The sequence below is a fragment of the Arenimonas oryziterrae DSM 21050 = YC6267 genome, assembly GCF_000420545.1.
Classification (GTDB): Bacteria; Pseudomonadota; Gammaproteobacteria; order Xanthomonadales; family Xanthomonadaceae; genus Arenimonas; species Arenimonas oryziterrae.
Genome location: NZ_ATVD01000001.1, coordinates 926,504 through 949,481 on the forward strand (window position 1 = coordinate 926,504; position 22,978 = coordinate 949,481).

The 22,978-nt window shown below is 66.7% G+C and carries 16 protein-coding genes; 9 read left to right on the forward strand and 7 right to left on the reverse strand.

What is annotated here, in order from left to right:
- Positions 1-270 precede the first annotated feature (270 nt).
- Both G467_RS15435 and G467_RS0104620 read right to left on the reverse strand, forming a co-directional pair.
- Complete coding sequence (locus tag G467_RS15435) at positions 271-732, reverse strand: hypothetical protein (protein WP_022968563.1); 462 nt, start codon at positions 730-732, stop codon at positions 271-273.
- A gap of 142 nt (positions 733-874) precedes the next feature.
- On the reverse strand, positions 875-3,037 hold the full coding sequence (locus tag G467_RS0104620; protein ID WP_022968564.1) for an adenosylcobalamin-dependent ribonucleoside-diphosphate reductase: 2,163 nt from the start codon (positions 3,035-3,037) through the stop codon (positions 875-877).
- Positions 3,038-3,623: 586 nt separating this feature from the next.
- Here G467_RS0104620 and G467_RS0104625 point away from each other — a divergent pair.
- A complete protein-coding gene (locus G467_RS0104625) occupies positions 3,624-5,066 on the forward strand; it encodes a Do family serine endopeptidase (RefSeq protein WP_022968565.1) in 1,443 nt (480 codons plus the stop codon).
- A 117-nt stretch (positions 5,067-5,183) separates the two neighbouring features.
- On the opposite strand, the gene G467_RS18000 is transcribed toward G467_RS0104625, so the two are convergent.
- Positions 5,184-6,863 carry a diguanylate cyclase gene (locus G467_RS18000; protein WP_022968566.1) on the reverse strand — a complete coding sequence of 560 codons (1,680 nt, stop codon included), beginning with the start codon at positions 6,861-6,863 and terminating at the stop codon, positions 5,184-5,186.
- Positions 6,864-6,990: 127 nt separating this feature from the next.
- Between G467_RS18000 and G467_RS0104635 the strand changes: the two genes are divergently transcribed.
- Entirely contained in the window at positions 6,991-8,652 is a 1,662-nt protein-coding gene (locus G467_RS0104635) for a di-heme-cytochrome C peroxidase (RefSeq protein WP_022968567.1), read from the forward strand.
- A 33-nt stretch (positions 8,653-8,685) separates the two neighbouring features.
- On the opposite strand, the gene G467_RS18240 is transcribed toward G467_RS0104635, so the two are convergent.
- Both G467_RS18240 and G467_RS0104645 read right to left on the reverse strand, forming a co-directional pair.
- Positions 8,686-10,761 carry a patatin-like phospholipase domain-containing protein gene (locus G467_RS18240; protein WP_022968568.1) on the reverse strand — a complete coding sequence of 692 codons (2,076 nt, stop codon included), beginning with the start codon at positions 10,759-10,761 and terminating at the stop codon, positions 8,686-8,688.
- Positions 10,758-13,097 (reverse strand): c-type cytochrome, encoded by a 2,340-nt coding sequence (locus G467_RS0104645; RefSeq protein ID WP_022968569.1) that lies wholly within the window; start codon positions 13,095-13,097, stop codon positions 10,758-10,760. Before G467_RS0104645 ends, G467_RS18240 begins: the two co-directional genes overlap by 4 nt.
- Positions 13,098-13,211: 114 nt before the next feature.
- Here G467_RS0104645 and G467_RS0104650 point away from each other — a divergent pair, with 114 nt between their 5' ends.
- The 7 genes from G467_RS0104650 to G467_RS0104680 all read left to right on the forward strand — a co-directional run bounded on the left by G467_RS0104650 (position 13,212) and on the right by G467_RS0104680 (position 21,101).
- Positions 13,212-14,339: an AI-2E family transporter gene (locus G467_RS0104650; RefSeq protein ID WP_022968570.1), complete on the forward strand. Its 1,128-nt coding sequence runs from the start codon at positions 13,212-13,214 to the stop codon at positions 14,337-14,339.
- 53 nt (positions 14,340-14,392) lie between these two features.
- Positions 14,393-15,106, forward strand: coding sequence for an HAD family hydrolase (locus G467_RS0104655; protein WP_022968571.1), 714 nt, complete (start codon positions 14,393-14,395; stop codon positions 15,104-15,106).
- Positions 15,103-16,500 (forward strand): leucyl aminopeptidase family protein, encoded by a 1,398-nt coding sequence (locus G467_RS0104660; protein ID WP_022968572.1) that lies wholly within the window; start codon positions 15,103-15,105, stop codon positions 16,498-16,500. The genes G467_RS0104655 and G467_RS0104660 overlap by 4 nt, the downstream gene beginning before the upstream one ends.
- Before the next feature lie 227 nt (positions 16,501-16,727).
- Entirely contained in the window at positions 16,728-17,969 is a 1,242-nt protein-coding gene (locus G467_RS0104665) for an efflux RND transporter periplasmic adaptor subunit (protein ID WP_022968573.1), read from the forward strand.
- A gap of 36 nt (positions 17,970-18,005) precedes the next feature.
- Positions 18,006-18,698: an ABC transporter ATP-binding protein gene (locus G467_RS0104670; protein ID WP_022968574.1), complete on the forward strand. Its 693-nt coding sequence runs from the start codon at positions 18,006-18,008 to the stop codon at positions 18,696-18,698.
- 10 nt (positions 18,699-18,708) lie between these two features.
- Entirely contained in the window at positions 18,709-19,866 is a 1,158-nt protein-coding gene (locus G467_RS0104675) for an ABC transporter permease (RefSeq protein WP_022968575.1), read from the forward strand.
- Positions 19,867-19,919: 53 nt separating this feature from the next.
- Positions 19,920-21,101, forward strand: a complete 1,182-nt coding sequence (locus G467_RS0104680; RefSeq protein WP_022968576.1) for an ABC transporter permease — start codon at positions 19,920-19,922, stop codon at positions 21,099-21,101.
- Between the two features lie 77 nt (positions 21,102-21,178).
- Here G467_RS0104680 and yedA read toward each other — a convergent pair whose 3' ends face one another.
- Together yedA and G467_RS15445 are read right to left on the reverse strand one after the other, a co-directional pair.
- Positions 21,179-22,063: a drug/metabolite exporter YedA gene (gene yedA / locus G467_RS0104685; RefSeq protein WP_022968577.1), complete on the reverse strand. Its 885-nt coding sequence runs from the start codon at positions 22,061-22,063 to the stop codon at positions 21,179-21,181.
- A gap of 39 nt (positions 22,064-22,102) precedes the next feature.
- On the reverse strand, positions 22,103-22,948 hold the full coding sequence (locus G467_RS15445; RefSeq protein WP_022968578.1) for a methylated-DNA--[protein]-cysteine S-methyltransferase: 846 nt from the start codon (positions 22,946-22,948) through the stop codon (positions 22,103-22,105).
- Positions 22,949-22,978 lie beyond the last annotated feature (30 nt).

Consider the following 22,978-nt stretch of genomic DNA (forward strand, 5'->3'; position numbering starts at 1 on the left):
TGTTGCGGGTGACTCACCGGATCCGGACGCTCGGCCGGGGTGGGCGCGAGGAAGGGGCGGATTCGGCGATGGACGCTTTGCCTGGCTAACTCTTTTGGCCCTCGCCCTCCCCGCGAACGGGGAGGGCTCGGGTTTTTTCGTCGGGGCAGCTTGTTTTTAGTCCGGCCCCTCTCTGCTGCCGTGGAGGGGTTCGGTGGTGCAACTTTTTTGGGCTGAGGCGAATGGAGCTGCCCTCACCCTGCCCTCTCCCGGAGGGAGAGGGGTATTGCGTTATTTACGGCGACTGGTCTTCTTTGCGGCCTTTTTCGCCGGGCGGCGTGCGACTTTCTTCGCGGCCTTTTTCGGTGCGGCTTTGCGGGCGGCCTTCTTCGGAGCTGCCTTGCGGGCGGCTTTCTTCGGTGCGGCTTTCTTGGCGGCTTTCTTTGGTGCGGCCTTCTTCTTCGCGGCCGGCTTCTTGGCGGCGGCAACGCGGGCCTTCACGGCTTTCACGGCGGCGCTGCCTTTCTTCTTGGCACCGGCGACGGCTTTCTTGACGGCCTTGCCGGCGCGCGACTTCTCGGCTTCCGATACTTTCTTGGCGACTGCCTTGCGGGCGGCGGCGGTGCGCTTCTTGACGGCCTTGACGACCGGGCTGGCCTTCTTGGCGATCGCGTTGCCGATCTCGGTGGCTTTTTCGCTGACGCTGTCCATGGCGTTGGACAGGGTCTTGCTTACCCCATTGCCGTTGCTCATTTGGTCACTCCTCGTTTAGTGATATTGCGTCGCGGTTATCGCACAAAAATTTGGGTGTCGCACTTGCCCCTCACCCCGGCCCTCTCCCCGGTGGGGAGAGGGAGTCATCGGGTGCGACGAGTGGGGGCGAAGGCGACGTGCATCAGAATTTGCCGTAGTAGCCTTCTTTCAGGGCGTCGAACAGGTTCGCGGCGCTGTGCATCTCGCCGTCGTATTCGATTTCCTCGTTGCCCTTGGCTTCCACGATCGTGCCGTCTTCGAGTTCGAAGCGGTAGGTCGTGTTCTCCAGGTCCGCTTCCTTCACCAGCACGCCCTGGAACGCGGCGGGGTTGAAGCGGAACGTCGTGCAGCCCTTCAAGCCCTGCTTGTGGGCGTACATGTAGATGTCCTTGAAGTCCTCGTACGGGTAGTCCGTCGGCACGTTCGCGGTCTTGGAGATCGACGAGTCGATCCACTTCTGCGAGGCGGCCTGGATGTCCACGTGCGCCTTCGGCGTGATGTCGTCGGCCGAGATGAAATAGTCGGGCAGGCGGCCCTTGTCGTCGGTCGCGAACGGCATCGCGTCGGCATTGACCAGGGTGCGGTAGGCGAGCAGCTCGTAGCTGAACACCTCGACCTTTTCCTTGGACTTCTTGCCTTCGCGGATCACGTTGCGGCTGTAATGGTGCGCGAAGCTGGGCTCGATGCCGTTGGAGGCATTGTTGGCCAGGCTCAGCGAAATCGTGCCCGTGGGCGCGATCGAGCTGTGGTGGGTGAAGCGCGCGCCCACGTCGGCGATCTCTTCGACCAGCTCCGGCGCCACGGTGGCGACCCGCTGCATGTAGCGGCTGTACTTGGCGTGCAGCACGCGGCCCTTGATCTTGTGGCCGAGCTTGTAACCGTCGACCTTCATCTCCGGGCGCTGGCGCAGCATTGCGGCGGTGACGGTGAAGTCCTCGTCCATGATCGGGGCCGGGCCCTTTTCCTTGGCGAGCGAGACCGCGACTTCCCAACCGGCGATCGCCATCTCGCGCGACACGTCTTCGGTGAAGCTGCAGCTCTCGGGCGAGCCGTATTTCATCTTCAGCATCGTCACCGTCGAACCCAGGCCCAGGAAGCCCATGCCGTGGCGGCGCTTGCGCATGATTTCCTGGCGCTGCTGCTCGAGCGGCAGGCCGTTCACTTCGACGACGTTGTCGAGCATGCGGGTGAACACGCGCACGACTTCCTTGTATTCCTCCCAGTCGAAACGCGCCTGGTCGGTGAACGGGTCGCGCACGAAGGTGGTCAGGTTGATCGAGCCGAGCAGGCAGGCGCCGTACGGCGGCAACGGCTGCTCGCCGCAGGGGTTGGTCGCGCGGATGTTTTCGCACCACCAGTTGTTGTTCATCTCGTTGACGCGGTCGATGAGGATGAAACCGGGCTCGGCGAAGTCGTAGGTCGACGCCATGATGCGGTTCCACAACTGCTGCGCGCGGATATGACCGAACACCTTGCAGGCCACGAGCCCGTCTTCGCGGGTCACGTACGGGGCCGTGGTCGGCCATTCGCGCCAGACCACCTGTTTCGGGTCGTTGAGATCGACCTCGTCTTTCTCTTTGATGTTCACCGGGAAAACCAGCGGCCAGTCGGTGTCTTTCTCGACCGCAGCCATGAATTCGTCGGTGATGAGCAGGGACAAATTGAACTGACGCAGACGACCGTCTTCGCGCTTGGCGCCGATGAATTCCTTCACGTCCGGATGGCTGACGTCGAAGGTACCCATCTGCGCGCCGCGGCGACCACCGGCCGAGGACACGGTGAAACACATCTTGTCGTAGATATCCATGAAGCTCAGCGGGCCGCTGGTGTAGGCACCGGCGCCGCTGACGTACGCGCCGCGCGGACGCAGCGTGGAGAACTCATAGCCGATGCCGCAGCCGGCCTTCAGGGTCAGGCCCGCTTCGTGGACCTTGTCCAGGATGCCGTCCATCGAGTCGGTGATCGTGCCCGAGACGGTGCAGTTGATCGTCGAGGTCGAGGGCTTGTGCTCGAGGGCACCGGCATTGGAGGTGATGCGGCCGGCCGGGATCGCGCCGCGGCGCAGGGCCCAGAGGAAGCGCTCGTACCAGTATTTCTGCTTCTCGGTGCCGGTTTCGGCGTCCGACAGGGCGCGGGCGACGCGCTGGTAGGTCTCGTCGATGGTGGCATCGACCGGTTCGCCCTTTTTGGTCTTGAGGCGGTACTTCTTATCCCAGATGTCGTAGGACGCGGGCTGCATGGCAATGCCTTGCGCCGACTCCGTCCCTGCTTCCTTCTTTACCGCCTCCAGGCGAACCGTGCTCATTGTTCTTGAATCCTCCGCTGGTGCCCTGGCCTGGGCTTGTTGTTGTATGTGATTGCGTTTGTGACCGGGGTCTACTTCCGGGGCCCGAAAGACAGGTAAGCGCGCTGGGAGGCAGGGCCTCGAAGCGTTCTAGCTGTCCTCTGGTTCAAACCCATGCCGTAGCGCTCGTCGCGTCGTGCAGGCTTCATGCCGGACCCCAAGGCTTGGGGCCTCCCCCGGGCTCCCCACACAACATGTTGGGTGAGGGCCGGGGGTCAAAACTACGCGCCGTCCGGGGTGCTGTCAACCACAAATTTTACCTGATTTCCGGTCTGAATTCTCTTTTCACATCAGTCAGTTAGCTGAATATCCTGCGGTTTTGGCCGACTTCTTCCGCGGCCTGCGTAACCGGGCCGCGGTGAGCGATTCTGCCCTCCCCTGTTGTGCCGCCGGGCGGGTTTAACTTTCTGTTCAATCGGGGCTTGGGATAGTCGCTCGCCGTCATCGGCAACCGGACGGCCCGTCCGGGCATCCGAACTTGCGTGGGGCGGGGACTGCCCCAACGCTGGTCTGAACGACCCCACCGACCCCGACCCGAGCCGCCCTCATGCGCAAGTTGACCGCCTTCTCCTGCCTGCTGCTGGCCGCCCTCGGCGGCGGCGTCACCGCCCGCCTGCTGACCGCCGTACCGGGCGAAGCACCGATCGCGCAAAGCCCGGGCGGGGAATTCGCCGGCTCGGCCGCCGACGCCGCGATCGCACCCGCCGAAGCCGCCTTGCCGGCCCAGGTCGGCTCGCCGGTGCCCTCGCTGGCGCCGATGCTGGAAAAGGTCACCCCGGCGGTCGTGAACATCTACACCAAGCAGGTCGTGCGCGTGCGCAACCCGATGGCCGAGTTCTTCGGCGGCGGACGCTTCCCGCAGGAACGCGTGCAGCAGTCGCTGGGTTCGGGCGTCATCGTCGACGCGACACGCGGCCTGATCCTGACCAACAACCATGTCGTCGAAGGCGCGGATGCGGTCTCGGTCACGCTCAGCGACGGCCGCACCTTCGAAGCGCAGCCGGTGGGCTCGGACGCCGACACCGACATCGCGGTGATCCGCATCACTGCGCCCAACCTCACCGCCCTGCCGCTCGCGGACACCAACAGCCTGCGCGTGGGCGATTTCGTCGTCGCCGTCGGCAATCCGTTCGGCCTGGGCCAGACGGTGACCAGCGGCATCGTGTCGGCGGTCGGCCGCAGCGGCCTGACCGGTTTCGGCTACCAGAATTTCATCCAGACCGATGCCTCGATCAATCCGGGCAATTCCGGCGGCGCGCTGGTCAACCTCAACGGCCAGCTGATCGGCATCAATGCCGCGAGCTTCAATCCGCAGGGCAGCGCGGCGGGCAACATTGGCCTCGGCTTCGCGATTCCGGCGAACCTGGCCAAGGAAATCATGCGCCAGCTCATGGCCTACGGCGAAGTACGCCGCGGCTCGCTGGGCCTGGACAGCATCGACATCACGCCGGCGACAGCGCAGCAGCTCAAGCTGGCGAATGTGCGCGGCGCGCTGGTCAACCGCGTGTACAACACCTCGCCGGCCGCCGCGGCGGGCATCCGTCCGGGCGACGTGATCACCCAGGTCAATGGCCAGCGCATCGACAGCGCCGAGGGCCTGCACAATCTCGAGGGCCTGCTGCCGGTCGGTTTGCCGGTCACGCTGCAGCTGCTGCGCGATGGCAAGGCGCAGACCGTGCAGGCGACGCTGAAAGCACAGGCGCGCGAGATCGACGGCGCGCAGATCGACCCGCGCCTGACCGGCGCGAGCTTCAGCGAATTGCCCGAGCGCTATCGCAGCGAAGGCCTGCGCGGCGTGGTCGTGAGCAAGATCGCGCGCGGCAGCCGCGCGATGCAGAACGAACTCGCGCCGGGCGACCTGGTGCTGGCGATCAACCGCCGTGGCATCGAGGATATGAATGCGTTCCGCGCCCAGCTGGGCCAGCCGCCGCAGCGATTGATCCTGCTGCTGCAGCGGGGTAGCGCGCGGGGTGAGTTGGAGATGCGCTGAGAGCTACCCCCTCATCCGCCCTGCGGGCACCTTCTCCCCGGTGGGGAGAAGGGAATCTCACCGCGGCAGACGACTCCCTCTCCCGCTTGCGGGAGAGGGCCGGGGTGAGGGCAGCCCTTAAGCCGCCGGCGCGTAAGTCTCGACCCGATTCCGCCCCAGTTCTTTCGCGCGATACAGCGCGCCATCGGCCGCTTCGAAGAACTCCGCTTCGTTGATGAACCGATGCTCGGCCGTGCTCGCCAGGCCGATCGACACCGTCACCGGCAAGCGGCCGGCGAAGCGCTTCTCCACCGCCGCGCGGATATTGCCGGCCACACGCTGCGCATCAGCCAGGCTCGACGACGGCAGGATGATCGAGAATTCTTCGCCGCCATAACGGCAGACCGTCGCGCCCGCCGGCACCTGCGTGCGCAGCAGGCGGCTGAGTTCGACCAGCACCTCGTCGCCGCGCGCGTGGCCGTAGGTGTCGTTGATGCGCTTGAAGTGGTCCAGGTCGATGACCAGCAGGGCGACCGCGCCCTCGCGCGAATGCGCGAAGAACAGCTCCAGCTGACGGTCGAAATAGCGACGGTTGGACAGGCTGGTCAGCGCGTCGGTCAGCGTCTGCCGGTGCAGCTCGTTCACGCGCGCGGCCAGGGCGAGCGACAGCAGCACCATCTCGAGCAGGGCGCCGGCCTGGAAGCCGTTCTGCGTGAGCGGGTTGTGCGGCAGCAGGCCGAAGGTCTTGAACATGTAGATCAGCACGCCGACCAGCAGCGCGAACCACGCGAGCATGAAATAGATCGCCGGCCGGTAGCCCTGGATCACGCCGATCACGCCCAAGGCCATCATCACGAACACGGCCGCGATGGTGACGTAGGCCACCGGCTGGATCAGCACCGCGTACGGCAGCACGAACGACGCCGCCAGGCCGACCAGGCTGAGGATCTGCAGCGCGAATGCGGCGCGGTCCAGGCGCGGCGAATGCTCGCGCGTGCTCAGGAAGTGCCGGGTGAACAGCAGGCCCGAGAGCAGCGACAGGCACAGCAGCACGAGCAGGGACTGGTTCGCCCAGCGCGGACTGTCCGGCCACAGGAACTGGAAGCTCAGGCCGTCATGCACGCCGAAGTACAGACCGTAGCTGGCCGCGTACGCGAGGTAGAAGAAGAACGCGCGATCGCGCACCGCGATGAAGATGAAAAGATTGTAGAAAAACAGCACGCAGAAGCCGCCGAAGTAGAAGCCGTAGGCGAGCTGTTCGAGGCTGATGGTTTCCAGCAGGCGGTGCGGACTCGACAGGGTCAGGCCCATGTTGAGCGAGCCGGAGGTCTCGAAGCGCAGGTACACCGTGCGCGTCTGCCCGGCGGCGATGCGCAGCGGAAACACGAAATCGCGGTTGGCGATCGGGCGCGAGGCGAACGGCAGGCGGTCGCCCGTGCGGATGACCTGCCATTGCCCGGCGGCGTCCTGCGACCACAGGTCGAGGTAGTCGATCAGCGGATAGTCCTGGCGCAGCGCGACCTCGCGGTCGGTGGTCGTGGCGTTGCGCAGCTCCAGGCGCACCCACCACACCGACTTGCTAAAACCGAAACTGGTGTTGCGCGTGCCGACCGGCACGAAGGTCGCGTGGTCGCGCACCTGTTCGAACGGCAGTTTCGCGCTCGCGTCCTCGAACAGGGTCATCGCCGGCGCGGCCGGCATCTCGGAGAAAAAATCGTCGATGGTGATCGCGGGCTGCGCCAGGCACGCCGTACTCAGCGCCCACCACAGCACCAGCAGCAGGCCGGCACGGAACGGCAACGACATCGGTTTGCGCATGAGGCTAGGTTTCCCGCATCGGCAAGGTGATCTGTGCGCTGCTGTGGCCAGCACATCCCCGGATCGCCGCTGAGCTTGCCACAACCGACCGCGGTGTGAAATTGTTGGCCGTCTTCGGGGGAAACACATGGAAATCAAGGGACGGCCGGCCCGCTCGGCATTGCTGTTGTCCGCGCTGGCGCTCGCGAGCGCCTGCCACAAGACGCCCGACGCCCCACCGACCCCGAAGCCGGTGGGTCCCGAAGAACCCGGCCTGGTGCTCATGGACCAGGGCTGGTCGGCGGGCACGCGCGAAACCGCGTGGTTCAGCTCGTTCGGTTCGCAGCTGATGCCGTATCGCTGGCTGGCCCTGCTGGAGAAACCCGATTCCACCGAACGCTTCGCCAGCGACACGAATCTCGGCCGCCTCGGTTTCCTGCCCGCGCCCGCGTCGGCGAAAAACCCCGGCGGCTATCCGGTCGGCTTCGCACCGACGAGGGGCAGCGACGGCCAGTCCTGGGTCGGCCTGGGCTGCGCGGCCTGCCACACCGGCGAAGTGCACTACCAGGGCAAAGAGTTGCGCATCGACGGCGGCCCCGGCCTGCTGGATTTCACCCATTTCGAAGCCGAGCTCATCGCCAGCCTCAGCGCGACCGCGACCGACCCGGAAAAATTCGACCGCTTCGCGAACGCGCTCGGCGCCACCGGCAATGCCCGCCTGGCTCTGCAGAACCAATTGATCCGCCTCACCCAGATCATCGACACGACCCATCGCATCAACGAGACCGACATCGACTACGGCCACGGCCGCCTCGATGCCTTCGGACAGATCTTCAACGCGGTCGCAGTCACCGGCCTGGGTATTCCGGAAAACGCGCGGCCCCCGGATGCGCCGGTGAGTTTTCCGGCGCTGTGGTCGGCCTCGCATCTGGATGTCGTGCAGTGGAACGGCTCGGCGCCGAACGCCGGCCCCGGACCGCTGCTGCAGAACGTCACGACCGCGCTGGCGGTGTACGGCACGGTCGATCTGCACAAGGGCCCGCTCGGCGGTTACCCCTCGGGCGTGAATTTTTCCGATCTCGGCGCGATCCAGGATCGTTTCTACCAGCTGCAGTCGCCGCAATGGCCGAACGCGATCTTCGGCACGCCCGATGCGACCAAGGTCGCGCGCGGCGCGACGATCTATGCCGCGCAATGCCAGTCCTGCCATGCCCTGTCCGATCGCAGCGACCGCAAACGCCAGCTGCCGACCACCCTGGTGCCGCTGCAGGACATCGGCACCGACCCGCGCATGGTGCAGAACTTCCTGCGCGGCGAAGTCAAAACCGGCGTGCTGCAGGGACGCAAGCAGGCCCTGCTCGCCGGTCCGGTGTTCGGACCGAAGGCGCGCAGCATCGATGTCGTCGTGCACGCCGCGATCGGCGCGACGATGCGGCATCCGCTCGCGGCGGTGAAGGACGCCGTCGTCGGTTATCACCGCACGATCAAAGCCGGCATCGACCAGCACCCGAACCATTACAAGGCGCGACCGCTCGACGGCATCTGGGCCAGTGCGCCGTATCTGCACAATGGCTCGGTGCCCAACCTCGCGTCCTTGCTGCTGCCGCCCGCGCAGCGGCCGACCGCCTTCGATGTCGGCCAACGCGAATACGACCCGGTTGGCGTCGGCTATGTGCTCAAGGCCGAGGGCGCGCCGGCGAGCGCGTTCGACACCGCGCTCACCGGCAACAGCAATGCCGGGCACGTGTACGGCACCACGCTCGACGCGGCAGCGCGCGCGGACCTGCTGGAATATCTGAAGACGCTGTAAGCCGGCGACGACGCGCCGGTCACGGTGGCCTGCTCAGGCCACCGTCGGCGCATGCGCGGCCGCGACGGGCCAGGCGTCCTGCGCGGCTTCGAGCGCATCGAACCAATCGGCGACCGACCCGATCTCGCGATTGGGCGAGGCCGCGCGCACGGTCTCGCGCGCCAGCCAGCGATACGCCTCGAACTGCGCCTCGCAGAAAAACTGGTTGCTGGTCGGCTCGTTCGGAAAGCTCGGGCTGCGGCGCTGGTAGGCGATGACATCGACGCTGACCGCGCCGTGCAGGCAGGGTTTGAAGTACAGCAGGCGACCGCGCGTGCCGTCGGCATAACGCACCTGTCCCAGACGCCAGGGCCGCGGCGGATCGTCGGGCGAAAACGCCAGCTGGATCTCGGCGCCGAAATCCACGCGCACGCGCTCGATCGCATTGCCCAGGTCCGCGTAGCTGTAGTCCGGATCGGACCCGGCATCGATCGCGATCAGGTACGGCAGGCGCCGACGGATAAGTTCGTACAGGCCGAGATTCTCGAACTGGCCGCCGTCGGACAGATGGATGTCGCGCCAGCGCTCGTCCAGGTGCAGGCCGGTGATCTCGCGGCCGATGCGCATCCACCAACGCGGAATCGGCAGCGCGCGGCGCGCGTCCGGGTTCGGATTGAAGCCCCAGTAGCCCAGGCGCAGGTTGAACATCGCCATGAGGATCGACAGGGGCCGGTTGCGCGTCATCGGCGAATCGGGATCGACCGCGGCGCCGGCGATCGCGATCGAGGTCGCCAGGCGCGCGTCGAAATTGCGGTTCGTACGCGCGTCCGCCCAACCAGTCGCACTGCTGCCGTAGTGCAGCGGCGAAAAGCTGAAGCAATCGCCTTCGCGACTGCGCCGGCGTTCGTCGGGCGAGGTACGGGTATTGAGCGTCGCGCAGACCAGATGCAGGGGCGCACCGGTGGTCGGCGTGATGTCGTCGTTGCGAAAGCCGTAGGCATCGGCCTTCGGCGCGGCGGCGGTCGCCGGCATCAGCGCCTGGCGCAGGCGGTCGCGGTAATAGCCGTGGATGGAGATCGCGTTGAGATTGCAGAACACGCCCAGCAGCAGCGACAGCGCGAGAAACCCGAGGAACACCGGCGAATGCAGGGTGTCGATGTGCTCGGCGACCGAATACGCGAACACGAACAGGCCGTACACCAGAAACGCGAGGCCGATCATCGCCAGGCGATCGCCGCCGATCGTGCGCCGCACCTGGCCACGCCAGAACGCCGCGGCACCCGAAGCGATCGCACCGAGCGAGGTCAGCGGGCCCCCGCCGCCGGTCAACGTCGGCGCCGCCTGCATCAGCCAGTGATCGAGCCAGTGCGCGACGACCGGGATGGAACCGACCAGCAGGAACATCGTGCCGAACATCGGCAACAGACCCAGGCCGATGCGCGCGCTGTCGACGCGACCGGAGCTGGACAGTCCCTGTCGTGTCGCGATCCAGGCAAAGCGCAGCGCCGCGAACGGCCACAGCGCGAAACACATGCCCGCCGCACCGAGCAGCAGCAGATAGCCTTCGTGATGGCTGGGCATCGGCAGGTCCGTGCTCAGCGCCGGCCAGGGCACGCCGATGAAGCCCAGGGTCATTACGTCGGTGATCAGGATCAGCGGTGCGACGACGACCAGCAGGTTGAGGAACACCGCCGCGCCGATCGACGCGAGTAGGGTCCACATCGAGAAGCCGCGTTCGGCGATGAGGTATTGCACGTGGCGCCGGAACCAGTCGAGCGCCGTGCCGCCGCCATCGGCGAGCGGCGTGCCGAAGGTGTCGGGCTGCGCCGCATCGAGCTGCGCGCGCAGCCAGCTGTACGCGCCGGCGATGTAACCGCCGCCGGACACCGAACTCAGATAGTCCACGCGCGACATCAGGCCACGCGATTCCAGCGCTTCGATCACGCCCAGATTGAACACCGCCGAACGGATGCCGCCGCCGGAAAACGACAGACCGACTTCATCGCCCGCCGGGGCCGGCAAGCCTTGCGCCGTGCGGCGCTGCGCGAGCCAGGCCGCTTCCTCGGCACGGATCGTGTCGAAGTCGCCGCTGTGCAGCGGATGCGCCGCGCCGGCATCGCCGCCGCTCATCGCGAGCCCACCGGCAGGCCGCAATCGGGGCTGGCGAAATCGGCCGGGGTCGCCGGCAGGTCCTGATGCACCTTGAGGTATTCGAGCAGCTCGAAACGCTGCGCATCGGTGAACAGCGGACCGATCACACCCGGCGGCAAGGGATGCAGGCGCGGATTGGCCAGATGCGCCTGCCATTGTTTCGGGCTGGCGACGAAGGCATGGCCGGTATTGCGATTGCCCGCCTGCGTGGTGTCGAGCCAGAAGCCGTCTTTCTCGTCGGGATCGGCCGGCTCGGTGAGGAAGCCCAGGTGCTTGGCGTCGTAATCGCGACGACCGACGAAGAAACGCACGCTGCGTTTTTCCGGCGGCAACAGCATCTGGTAGATGCTTGGTACCGAACCGTTGTGCAGGAACGGCGGCGTCGCCCACACGCCCTGCAGCGGCCGCGGCTTGTAGCCGGCGATCTGCTGCGGCAGGTCGAGCGCGCCGAAGCCTTCCAGGCATTGCTGGGTCGGATAGTCGATGCCGTTGTCGCGGTAGTACTTGGACTTGATCAGCAGGCCGAGCAGGTTCAGGCCTTCGCCTTCGCGCAGTTTGCGCAGGTCCAACGCGGCGATCTGGCGGTCGATGTAGTCGTCGGCGCCGTGCAGGTCCCAGGACAGCCACTGCTGCTGGCAGGCGAGCTGGCACTGGAAATCATCGTTCGGCGGATGCGTGGCGTTGGCCTGCGAATCGATGCCGAGCGTCTGCAGTTCCGCAGCGATCTCGGCCAAGGCGGCCTCGGGCAGGGACGGCGTGGCGTTGGCATCGGGATCGGGATAGGCCAGCAACAGTGCCGGCAAGCGGCCGACGTCTTCGGCCTTGGCCTGACGGCCGTCGATGACACTGCGCAGGCGATAGCGCACGTCGCGCGCGAGATCGCGCGTGAGCAGCGGCCAGAACACCTCATGCACTTCCTTCGGCGTCAGGCCCGTGGCCGAGACGTCGAAACGGCGTTCGATGAACGCGGTCGCGGCGGCGGGATCGGTGCCGATATGCGCGAGCGGAATCACCTCGATGATCCATTCCTCGCCGGCCGCGCTCTTGAGCGGCGACCCGGCCTGCTGCTGCGCGGCGCTGGCGACGTGCGGGCCGTGACAGCCTTGGCAGCGTTCTTCGAACAGGGCCTGGCCACGCGCGGCGCGCGCGGCGTCGACGTGGCCGAGCAGGTCCTCGGGCCACGGCGGCGGCTTCAGGCGCTGCAGCGTGTGCTCGATGCGGTCGAGGTTGCCGATCATGACCGAGCTGTCGAAACGGCGGCCGGCCGGCAGCGGATTGCCATAGGTGTCGGTCATGCGCAGCACCGCGCCGACGCCGAGCGCCTCGCCGATGTTGCGCGCGAGCGGCTGGCGCACCGAGCCGTTGTACTGCACCCAGTCGAATTTCCAGATGTTCCACAGGTACGGATAACTCACCGGCGCAGTTGCGTCGGCATAGTTCTTCGACACCAGGTGATCGCCGAACACGGTGTTGGCGATGCGGCCGAGCGCGTCGGTGCGGCCGAAACCCTCGCGCACCGGATACAGCTGGCGCAGCGGATTGTTCTGGCCCTGGCTCACCAGTGCGACCAGCGACTGCCGCAGCGCCGTGCGCAGTTGCGAACGCCCCTGCGGATAGCGCGGACCGATCACGCGGCGCGCGAAGCGGTTGAACTTCACCGGATTGGCGAGCGTTTCGGTCATCGAGGCGATCAGGGTCGGACCGAAGGCACCGCGTTCCATGCTGGTGAACGCATGCATCGCCTGGCCGCCGTCGATGCGGATGGCGACGCGACGGCCGTTTTTCTGCGCGTGGATCTCGCCGGTGTGGCAGGCCGCGCAGGTGATGTCGAGCACGTTTTCGCCAAGCGCGGCTTCGTAGTGGCGCGCGAAGCCGACCGGCAGCTGGTCGGGATTGGCCGGCGTCGGCTGCGGGTCGACGATGAAGCGATAGCGGCGCAGGTGTTCGGGATCGGCGAAGCGCTGTTCGCTGAAGGGCAGCTCGAGATTCACGAACCAGCTGTAGCGCATCGGATACAGGGCCTGGCCCTGCGGCAGGGTCGTACCCTGCGGCGTGTAGTAGTACGCCTGGCGATCGGCGCTGGCCGCGCCGCGGCCCCAGCCCTGGTCGAGATAGACGTAGTCGTCGACCGGCTCGGCCGCGGGAATGCCGCGCGTGGGCCAGAGCACGAACAACGAGAACGCGATCACTGCGAGCACGGCCAGCACGAGGGCGGTCAGCAGCAGTCGACGCAACAGAACCCCGGTCGGCATCGCCAGAAAACGCGCGATCAGCCCCGGTCGGCGCGGCATGGCCGCACTTTCGATATCAGACATCCGATTCCCCAATCCTTGTCCCCGCGCCTACGCTAGCACCAAGGCGCGGCGCGGCAAACGTGGCCGCCCGGCCCGGCGACAGCCGCATCACCAGGCTTGCTCTATGCTTGCGCGATGACCGAGCCCGCCACGACCGATCTTCCGCCCTCCGCCGAGCCGCCTCCCGCGGCGACCAGCGCACCCGCGAGCGAGGAAACGCACGCGGCCCAGGGTCCGGCCTCGCTGCGCGTCCTGGCCCTGATCGCGGTCCTGGCCACCTGCTGGCTGGCCCGCGACCTGCTCATTCCGATCATGCTGGCGATGTTCCTGGCGCTGATCGCCAACCCCCTGGTGACCCGCCTGCGCAAGCTGTGGATTCCGCGCTGGCTGGGTGCGTTGGCCGTGGTGTTCGGCGGCCTGGCGATGACGATCTTCCTGGCCAGCCTGCTGGTCGCGCCGGCCGCGGACTGGGTCCGGCAGGCGCCGACGGCGCTCAAGCAGGTCGCGCCGAAACTGCGTGCGATCACCCTGCAGGTCGAACAGGCGAACAAGGCCGCCGCCTCGATCGCCAATGCCGCCGGCGCGGCACCGGCCCCGGCCGCCGTGACCGCCGACAAACCGCATGCGCCCAACCTGTGGGGTGCGATCGCCAAGGCACCGCAGTTGCTGGCGACCCTGGGCGCGGTGGTCCTGCTGAGCTATTTTTTCCTGGTCTACGGCGCGGGACTGCAACGACAGGCGATCTCGCTGCTGCCCGATCGCCAGAAGAAAAACCTCACGACCGACATCCTGCGCACGATCGAGGCTGACGTCTCGAACTACGTGCTGACCATCACCGTGATCAACATCGTGCTCGGCCTGCTGCTCACCGGCGCCCTGTACTGGCTCGGCCTGAGCCTGACCGATGCGCTGCTCTGGGGCACCGTCGCCGCGCTGCTGAATTACGCGCCCTATGTCGGGCCGCTCAGCGGCGTGCTGGCGTTGGGCGTGGTCGGTGTGGTCGCGTTCGACGAGCCCCAGCGCATGCTGCTGCCGCCGGCGATTTTCCTGGGCCTGCACGCGCTGGAATCGCAGTTGGTCACGCCGATCGTGCTGGGCCGGCGCATGGCGATCTCGCCCCTGGTCATGCTGCTGTGGCTGATGCTCTGGGGCTGGCTGTGGGGTATTGCCGGCCTGCTGCTGGCCGTGCCGATGCTGGCCTGCTTCAAGATCCTCAGCGAGCGCGTCGACGGCTGGGAAGGCTGGGCCCGCGTCATCGAGTAAGCGCGAGCCCGCGCCCCCAGGCCCGCTCACACAAGAAAGGGTAAAGTTGCGGGATGGATTTCGTACCACGCGCCCTGAGCCTCGACCTCGACGACACCCTGTGGCCGATCTGGCCGGCCATCGAACGTGCCGAGCTAGCCCTGCACGCCTTCCTGAGCGAACGTTGCCCGCGCACCGCCGCGAAATATCCGATCGTGGCGATGCGCGAACTGCGCGAACGCATCGCCGCCGACTATCCCGAATACGCCCATGATTTCACCCGCCAGCGCAAGCTGTCGCTGGAACATGCGCTGCGCGATTCCGGCGACGACCAGGGCCACGCCGACGAGGCATTCGAGGCTTTCTACAGCCATCGCAACCGCATCGATTTCTATCCCGACGCGCTTGCCGCGCTCGAACGTCTGGCCGCGCGCTATCCGATCGCGGCGCTGACCAATGGCAATGCCGACCTCGCGCGCATCGGCATCGCCGGGCATTTCGCGGTGTATGTCTCGGCGCGCGGCGAAGGCCATGCCAAGCCCGATGCACCGATCTTTCACGCGACTTGCACGAAACTGGGCGTGAGTCCGGACCAGCTGCTGCACATCGGCGACGATCCGCTGCTCGACATCGCCGGCGCCGCACGCGCCGGCATCCGCAGTTGCTGGATCAACCGCCGCGAAGAAACCTGGCCCGATCACTTGCCGCGACCCGATCTCGAATTCACGACCCTTGCCGCGCTGGCCGACTGGCTGGACGCGCACCATTCCCTTCCGGAAACCGCATGAGCCTGCCGTCCTGTTTCGTTCCCGCCACGGAAGCCGCCGATGCGCGCGCGCTGATCGCCCTGGACCGCGCCTCGCTATCGAGCTGGCGGGAAGCGCAGTCGCCGGCGATCCGCGCCTGGCTCGATGGTCACGGCTTCAACGCCAGCGCGGGCAGCTTCCTGACCCTGCCGGGCACGGACGGGAAACCGCAGTCGGTCATCGTCGGCGTCGCCGACAGCGCCGATCCGCTCGCGCTCGCGCATCTACCAAGCCTGCTGCCGGCCGGCACCTACCGTCTCGCCGCCGACGCGCCGGTGAAACTCGACATCGCCCTGGTGCTGCTGGGCTGGGGTTTGGGCGCGTATCGTTTCGAGCGCTATCTGAAAACGCCGCGCGCGATGGCCAAACTCGTGCTCGAGGACGCGGCGATCGAAAGCGCCGAAGCGTTCGCCCTGCTCAAAGCCAGCACGCTCGTGCGCGATCTGGTGAACACGCCGACCGAGCACATGGGCCCGGAAGAACTCGAGGCCGTCGCGATCCGCCTCGCCCAGGCCTACGGCGGCCAGGTGAACACGATCGTCGGCGAGGCCTTGCTCAAGCAGAATTTTCCGGCGATCCACGCCGTCGGCCGCGCCAGTCACCGCGCGCCGCGCCTGATCGAGTTGAGCTGGGGCGATGCGGCGCATCCGCATGTCGCGATCGTCGGCAAGGGCGTGTGCTTCGACACCGGCGGTCTGGACATCAAGACCGCCGACGGCATGCGCAACATGAAAAAGGACATGGGCGGTTCCGCGCATGCACTCGCTTTGGCGCAATTGGTTATGTCGCGCAAGCTGCCGGTGCGCCTGACCCTGCTCGTGCCTGCGGTCGAAAACGCGATCGGTCCCAATGCCTTCCGTCCCGGTGAGGTCATCGCCACGCGTCAGGGCCTGAGCGTGGAAATCGACAATACCGATGCCGAAGGTCGCGTCGTGCTCTGCGATGCGCTGACCTATGCCGCCGAGAAAAAACCCGAACTGATCCTCGACTTCGCCACCCTCACCGGCGCGGCGCGTATCGCGCTGGGCCCGGATCTGCCGGCGCTGTTCTGCAACGATGAAAGCCTGGCCGCCGACTACCTGCACGCCGGCGAGCGTGCACGCGACCGCCTGTGGCGTATGCCGCTGTGGCGTCCGTACCTGAGCATGCTCAAGTCCAACATCGCCGATCTCGCCAATGCCGGCGCCTCGCGCCTGGGCGGTGCGATTACCGCCGCGCTGTACCTGGAGCGGTTCGTGCCCGAAGGCCTGCCCTGGGCACATATCGATGTGTACGCCTGGAACGACGGCGAGCGCCCCGGCAAGCCCGCGGGCGGCGAAGCCCAGGGCTTGCGCGCCGCCTTCGCCCTGCTCAAGGCGCGCTATCCCGGCGCATGATTCGCGCGGCACACACCGAGCGGATGACAAGCGTCACGCCGGGGTGATGACGCGGCGCACTTCCGTGAAAGAATGCGCTCCGGCACGCTGGGCGCCAGGTTCGCAGGCCGGGATCGGCGCCGAGTCTCACAATCTGACTTCCGGCACGAGGATCTTGGTGCCGGTTCGTCCAGACTCGCCACGCTGTCGCGCCCCCTGTCCGCCGATGCGGAACCACCGGAGTGTTCATGTCCCGCCCCAATGAATTGTTGAACGAACTGCGTATCGACCGCTCCGCGCCGGCCCCGTCATCGGGCAATGGCCTGCGCTGGATCGTGATCGCGGTGATCGCCGTCCTCGTGCTGGTGGCCGCGGTGATGTTCTTCACCCGCAGCAAGCCGATCGAAGTGAAGACCGCGCTGGCGACCGCGCAGACGAGCGGCAGCGGCGGCAGCGCCTCCGTACTCGACGCCTCCGGTTACGTCACCGCACGCCGCATCGCGACGGTGTCGTCGAAGATCACCGGCAAGGTCCACGAGGTGAACATCGAAGAAGGCCAGCGCGTCGAACAGGGCCAGATCCTGGCCACGCTCGAGCGTGCCGACGCCGATGCGCAGACCACGCTGGCACGTTCGCAGCTCGCGTCGGCGCAGTCGCAGCTCGCCGATGGCCAGGCGCAGCTGCGCCTGTCCGAGCGCAACCTGCAGCGCCAGCGCGAACTGGCCGCGAAGAAACTCGTCGCGGCGTCCGCGCTCGATGCCGCGATCGCCGAACACGATTCCACCGCCGCGCGCCTGGACGCCTTGCAGCGCGGCGTGACGGTGGCGCGCGATCGCCTGGCCATCGCCAACCTGGATGCGGAAAACACCATCATCCGCGCGCCATTCGCCGGCGTGATCGTCGACAAGGCCGCACAGCCGGGCGAGATGATCTCGCCGATCTCCGGCGGCGGCGGCTCGATCCGCACCGGCGTGGGCACGCTGGTGGACATGGATTCGCTGGAAGTTCAGGTCGACGTCAACGAGGCCTACATCGGCCGCGTGCAGCCGAAAATGCCGGTCGAAGCGGTGCTCAACGCCTATCCGGACTGGAAGATTCCGGCCGAGGTCATCGCGATCGTGCCGACCGCCGACCGCGCCAAGGCCACGGTCAAGGTGCGCATCGCGCTGAAGTCGAAAGACCCGCGCATCGTGCCCGACATGGGCGTGCGCGTGTCCTTCCTCGAAGATCCCAACAAGGCCAAGGCGGCCGGCGCACCGCCGCCGATCACCGGTGTCGCGGTGCCTGCCGATGCCATCGTCGATCGCGACGGCAAGACGATCGTCTTCGTGGTGGTGGATGGGCGCGCGCAACAGCGCGAAGTCACCGCCGGCGAAACCCGCGACGGCAACCGCCGCGTCACCCGCGGCCTGGCCGTCGGCGAACAGGTGGTGCTTTCGCCGAAGAGCGAACTCACTGACGGCGCACGCGTCGCCGTCGCCACGAACTGATCCAGTCACGAACCCGCTTTAACGAACGAGGCGACCATGTCCGATTCCCTGGTAACGATCCGTCAGCTAACCAAGAACTACACCCGCGGCAAACAGACCGTCGAAGTGCTGCACGGCATCGACCTCGAGATTCCGCGCGGTGATTTCGTCGCGCTGATGGGGCCTTCGGGTTCGGGCAAGACGACCTTGCTCAATCTGATCGGCGGTCTCGACACGCCCAGCGGCGGCAGCGTCAGCGTCGATGGCAAGCGCATCGACCAGTTCAAGGGCGGCGAGCTGGCGAAATGGCGCGCCGAGCATGTCGGATTCGTGTTCCAGTTCTACAACCTGCTGCCGGTTCTGAGCGCACTCAAGAACGTCGAGCTGCCCCTGCTGCTGACCAAGATGGGCGGCGCCGAACGCGCCAAGCGTGCGCAGGTCGCGCTGACGCTGGTGGGTCTGGCCGATCGCGGCTCGCACAAGCCCAGCGAATTGTCCGGCGGCCAGGAACAACGCGTCGCGATCGCGCGCGCCCTGGTCACCGACCCGACCCTGCTGGTCTGCGATGAACCCACCGGCGACCTAGACCGCAAGACTGCGGACGAAATCCTCGGGCTGCTGCAGGTGCTCAACCGCGAGCACGGCAAGACCATCATCATGGTGACGCACGATCCCAAGGCCGCCGAGTTCGCCAGTCGCACGGTGCATTTGGACAAGGGTCAGCTGGTCGACGACGCACCCGCTCACTGAGGAAGGCGCCATGACCCGCATCGGATTCATCCTCGCCAACCTGTTCCACAAGAAGACGCGCACCTTGCTGACGCTGGCGTCGATCATCGTGGCCTTCATCCTGTTTGGCCTGCTGCAATCGCTCAACCAGGCGTTCAGCAGCGGCGGCGATTTCGTCGGCGCGACGCGTCTGGTCACGCAATCGCGGATTTCCTTCACCACGTCGCTGCCGATGCGCATGGTGCCCGAGATGGACGCCGTGCCTGGCGTGCAGCGCGTGATGTACCAGCAATGGTTCGGCGCAAAGTTCCGCGAAGACACGCAGATCTTCGCGTTCGCCGTCGAGCCGCAACGCCTGCACGACGTGTATCCCGAGTGGGTCATGCCCGAGGCGCAGTGGAAGGCCTTTGCCAATACCCGGACCGGAATCATCGTCGGGCGCAAGCTGGCCGAAAAATACGGCTGGAAAGTCGGCGACAAGCTGCCGATCCAGTCGACGATCTTCCCGCAGAAGAACCGCAACATGACCTGGGACTTCGACCTGGTCGGCATCTACGACGGCAAGGACGCCGAGTGGCAGGCGCAGACGGCCGGCGGCATGTACGTCAACCACGCCTATTTCTCCGAGGCTTCGCAGTTCGGCAGCGGCCTGGCCGGCATTTTCGTCCTGCGCCTGCAGGATCCGAACATGGCGCAGTCGGTGGCGACCACCGTCGACAAGCGTTACGAGAACTCCTCCGACGAGACCAAGACGCAGACCGAAAAGGATTTCCAGGCCGGCTTCCTCAAGCAGCTCGGCGATATCGGCCTGATCGTGCGCTGGATCCTGTTCGCGGTGTTCTTCACCCTGCTGCTGGTGGTCGGCAACACGATGGCGCAAAGCGTGCGCGAACGCGTGCCGCAATTCGCCGTGCTCAAGACCCTGGGCTTTTCGGACAACGCCGTGCTCGGCTTCGTGATGGCCGAGACCACCGCGATGTGCGCACTCGGCGGCCTGATCGGCCTGACGCTGGCGACCTTGCTGGGCGGGGCGATGGCCAAGGCCAGTCCGATGATGCCGTTCGCGATCGATTGGCGCGTCTGGATCGCCGGTGTCATCGCGATCGTGGTGCTCAGCCTCATCGTGGGCCTGATGCCGGCCTTGCGGGCGCGGCGCCTGAAGATCGTCGACGCCCTGGCCGGTCGCTGAGCGCGCTCACGGCGCGCCGCTGACCGGACCCCCATTACCAAGGATGCTTTGACATGCTCAGCCAGATCTTTGCCATCACCCGCCTCAACCTGCTCAGCGTGCCGCAGCGCTGGGGCCCGTCTTTGGTCATCATCATCGGCCTGGCCGGCGTCGTCGCGGTGTTCACTGCGTTGCTCGCGATGGCGCAGGGCTTCCAGACGACGCTCAAGGACACGGGTCGCACCGACAGCGCGATCATCCTGCGTGGCGGCTCCGGTGCCGAACTCAATTCCGGCATCGGTGGCGACACCGCCAATCTCGTTCGCCTTGGCCCCGGCATCCGCAAGGGTGCCGACGGCAAGCCGCTGGCCTCGGGCGAACTGATGGTGATCGCCGAGCTGATGAAAAAAGGCGAAAAGGTCAACGGCGCCAACGTGACGCTGCGTGGTGTCGAGGCCGCGTCGTTCGAGTTGCGCCCGCAGTTGAAGATCGTCGCCGGCCGCAAGTTCACCCCGGGCCTGCGTGAACTGATCGTCGGCGCCGGTATCGTGCAGCAGTACGACGGCGTCGGCCTGGGCCAGACCATCCGCATGCGCGGCTCCGAGTGGAAGGTGGTCGGCCACTTTGCCGCCGGCGACGCCAATGACAGCGAGATCTGGGCCGATGCCGGGTCCGCGCAATCGGCGTTCAACCGCGGCAACAGCTTCAGTGCGATGCGCGTCGGACTCGAGTCGCCGGCGGCGCTCGACACGCTCAAGGCGGCGCTCACGTCGGACCCGCGCGTGCAGGTCGACGTCCTGCAGGAACAGGCGTACTACAGTTCGCAGAGCAAGAATTTCCGCATGATGATCACGATCCTGGCCGGATTCGTGACCTCGATCATGGGCCTGGGCGCGATTTTCGCGGCCTTGAACACGATGTACGCCGCCGTCGCCACCCGCACCCGCGAGATCGCCACCCTGCGTGCGATCGGCTTCGGTGCGTTCCCGGTGCTGGTTTCGGTGATGATCGAGGCGATCGTGCTGGCCGGCATCGGCGGCATGATAGGTGCATTCATCGCCTGGGCGATGTTCGACAATCTGTCGGTATCGACCCTGGGCGCGAGCTTCACGCAGGTCATCTTCGCGTTCAAGGTCAGCTGGGGCCTGGTGATGACCGGTCTGGAAATCGCCCTGATCATCGGCCTGATCGGCGGCCTGCTGCCGGCGATCCGCGCGGCGCGCATGCAGGTGACGACGGCGCTGCGTTCGGCCTGAACTGGATCAGCTGCCACGACGTAAGAGGCCGGCGAAAGCCGGCCTTTTTCTTGCCCGATGCGGCGAACGCCGATCGCTCAGCGCGCCTTCGCCCGCGTGATGATGATCACGCCGAGCAGGATCACGGCCATCGCGCCGATCACGTGGGCATCGACTTTCTCGTGCAGCAGCAGCGCGCCCAGCAACACCGCGATCGGCGGATTGACGTAGGCGTAGCTGGTGGCGAGTGCCGGCCGCACGTGATGCAGCAGCCACACGTACGCGGAAAAACCGATGATCGAGCCGAACACCGCGAGATAGCCGACCGCAAGCGTGGGCTTCAGCGCCGGCATTGCATACAAGCGCTCACCCAGCGCCAGGCCGACGATCAGCATCGCGATACCGCCGCAAAGCATCTGCGCCGCGGTGCTCATGAACGGGCCCGGCAGATCGCGGTCGCGGCTCCAGACAGAGCCGAAGGCCCAGCTCACCGGCGCCATGATCAGCGCGATCATGCTGACCAGGTTCGCCGACATCGCGCTGCCGAAATTGAGCCAGACCACGCCGGCAAACCCGATGACCAGGCCCAGCCATTCGCCGCGGCTCGGATGCCGGCCCTTGAGCGCGCCGAACAACCCGGCCCACAAGGGCATCGACGCGACGGCGATCGCCGCCAGTCCCGACGACACGTTCTTTTCCGCGAGATTCACCAGGCCATTGCCGAGCAGCATCATGAAAAGACCCAGGACCGCGGCATTGCGCCACTGCGCGCGCGTCGGCGCGGCATGCCCCTGCCAGCGCAGGAACGCGTAGAACACCAGGCTGGCCGCGACGAAACGCAGGCCGCCCATCAGGAAGGGCGGATAGCCTTCAAGACCGACGCGTATCGCCAGATAGGTCGACCCCCAGACCAGGTACACCGACAGCAGAGCGATCGCGACTTTGCCGGCGCTGGCGCCGGGGGCGGAAGGCGGGGAATTCATGGTCGTCCTTGAGCGCAGCCGCCCGATCGGAAGCGGTAATTATCCGCGTTGTCGCGCCGTTTTGCCGCTCTCTGCGCGCAACAGTGCATCCTTCCTGGGCAGGCCCCAGCGATAGCCGCCGAGCGACCCGTCGGCGCGAATGATGCGATGGCAGGGCACGATCACCGCCAGGCGGTTCTGCGCGCAGGCACGCGCAACAGCACGGGCCGCGCGCGGCTGGCCGACCTGGGCGGCGAGTTCGGCATAGCTGCGGGTTTCGCCGCGCGGAATCTTCATCAGCGCTTCCCACACGCGCTGCTGGAAGGCGGTGCCGATCAGCTCGATCGGCACCTGCCCGCGCTTGCCAGCGAGCAGGTCGGCGACAGCCTGCACGCGCGGTGCGAGGAAATCGTCGCGGCCGGCCTGCACGCGCGCGATCTGCGCCTGCGGAAATTCGTCGCGAAGTTCGGCCTCCAGCGCGGCTTCGTCGTCGCCGAGCGCGATTGCGCACAGCCCGCGCTCGGTCGCGGCGATCAAGGCCTTGCCCAAACGCGTGTCGATCGGCGACCAGTGAATCGTCAGGCCTTCGCCGCCGCGCCGATAGGCGCCGGGCAACATGCCCAGACGCGCGGCGCCGTCCTCGTAGACGCGACTGGCCGAGCCGTAGCCGGCTTCGTACAGCGCGCGCGTGACATCGCCGGGGCCGCGCAGTTCGTGCTTGAGGCGGGAGAGTTTTTTCTGCGCGCGATACTCGGCCGGACTCAGGCCGAACGCGTCCTTGAAGCGACGCTGCAGATGCGTCGGGCTGAGGCCGACGGCGGCACCGAGTTGATCGAGCGTGAGCTCATCCGCGTCGAGCAGACGGCGGGCGTGTTCGAGACGGGGGTCGGGCGCGGCGGTGTTCATGGCGGCAGGTTAGCCGGTGCCTGGGGCACC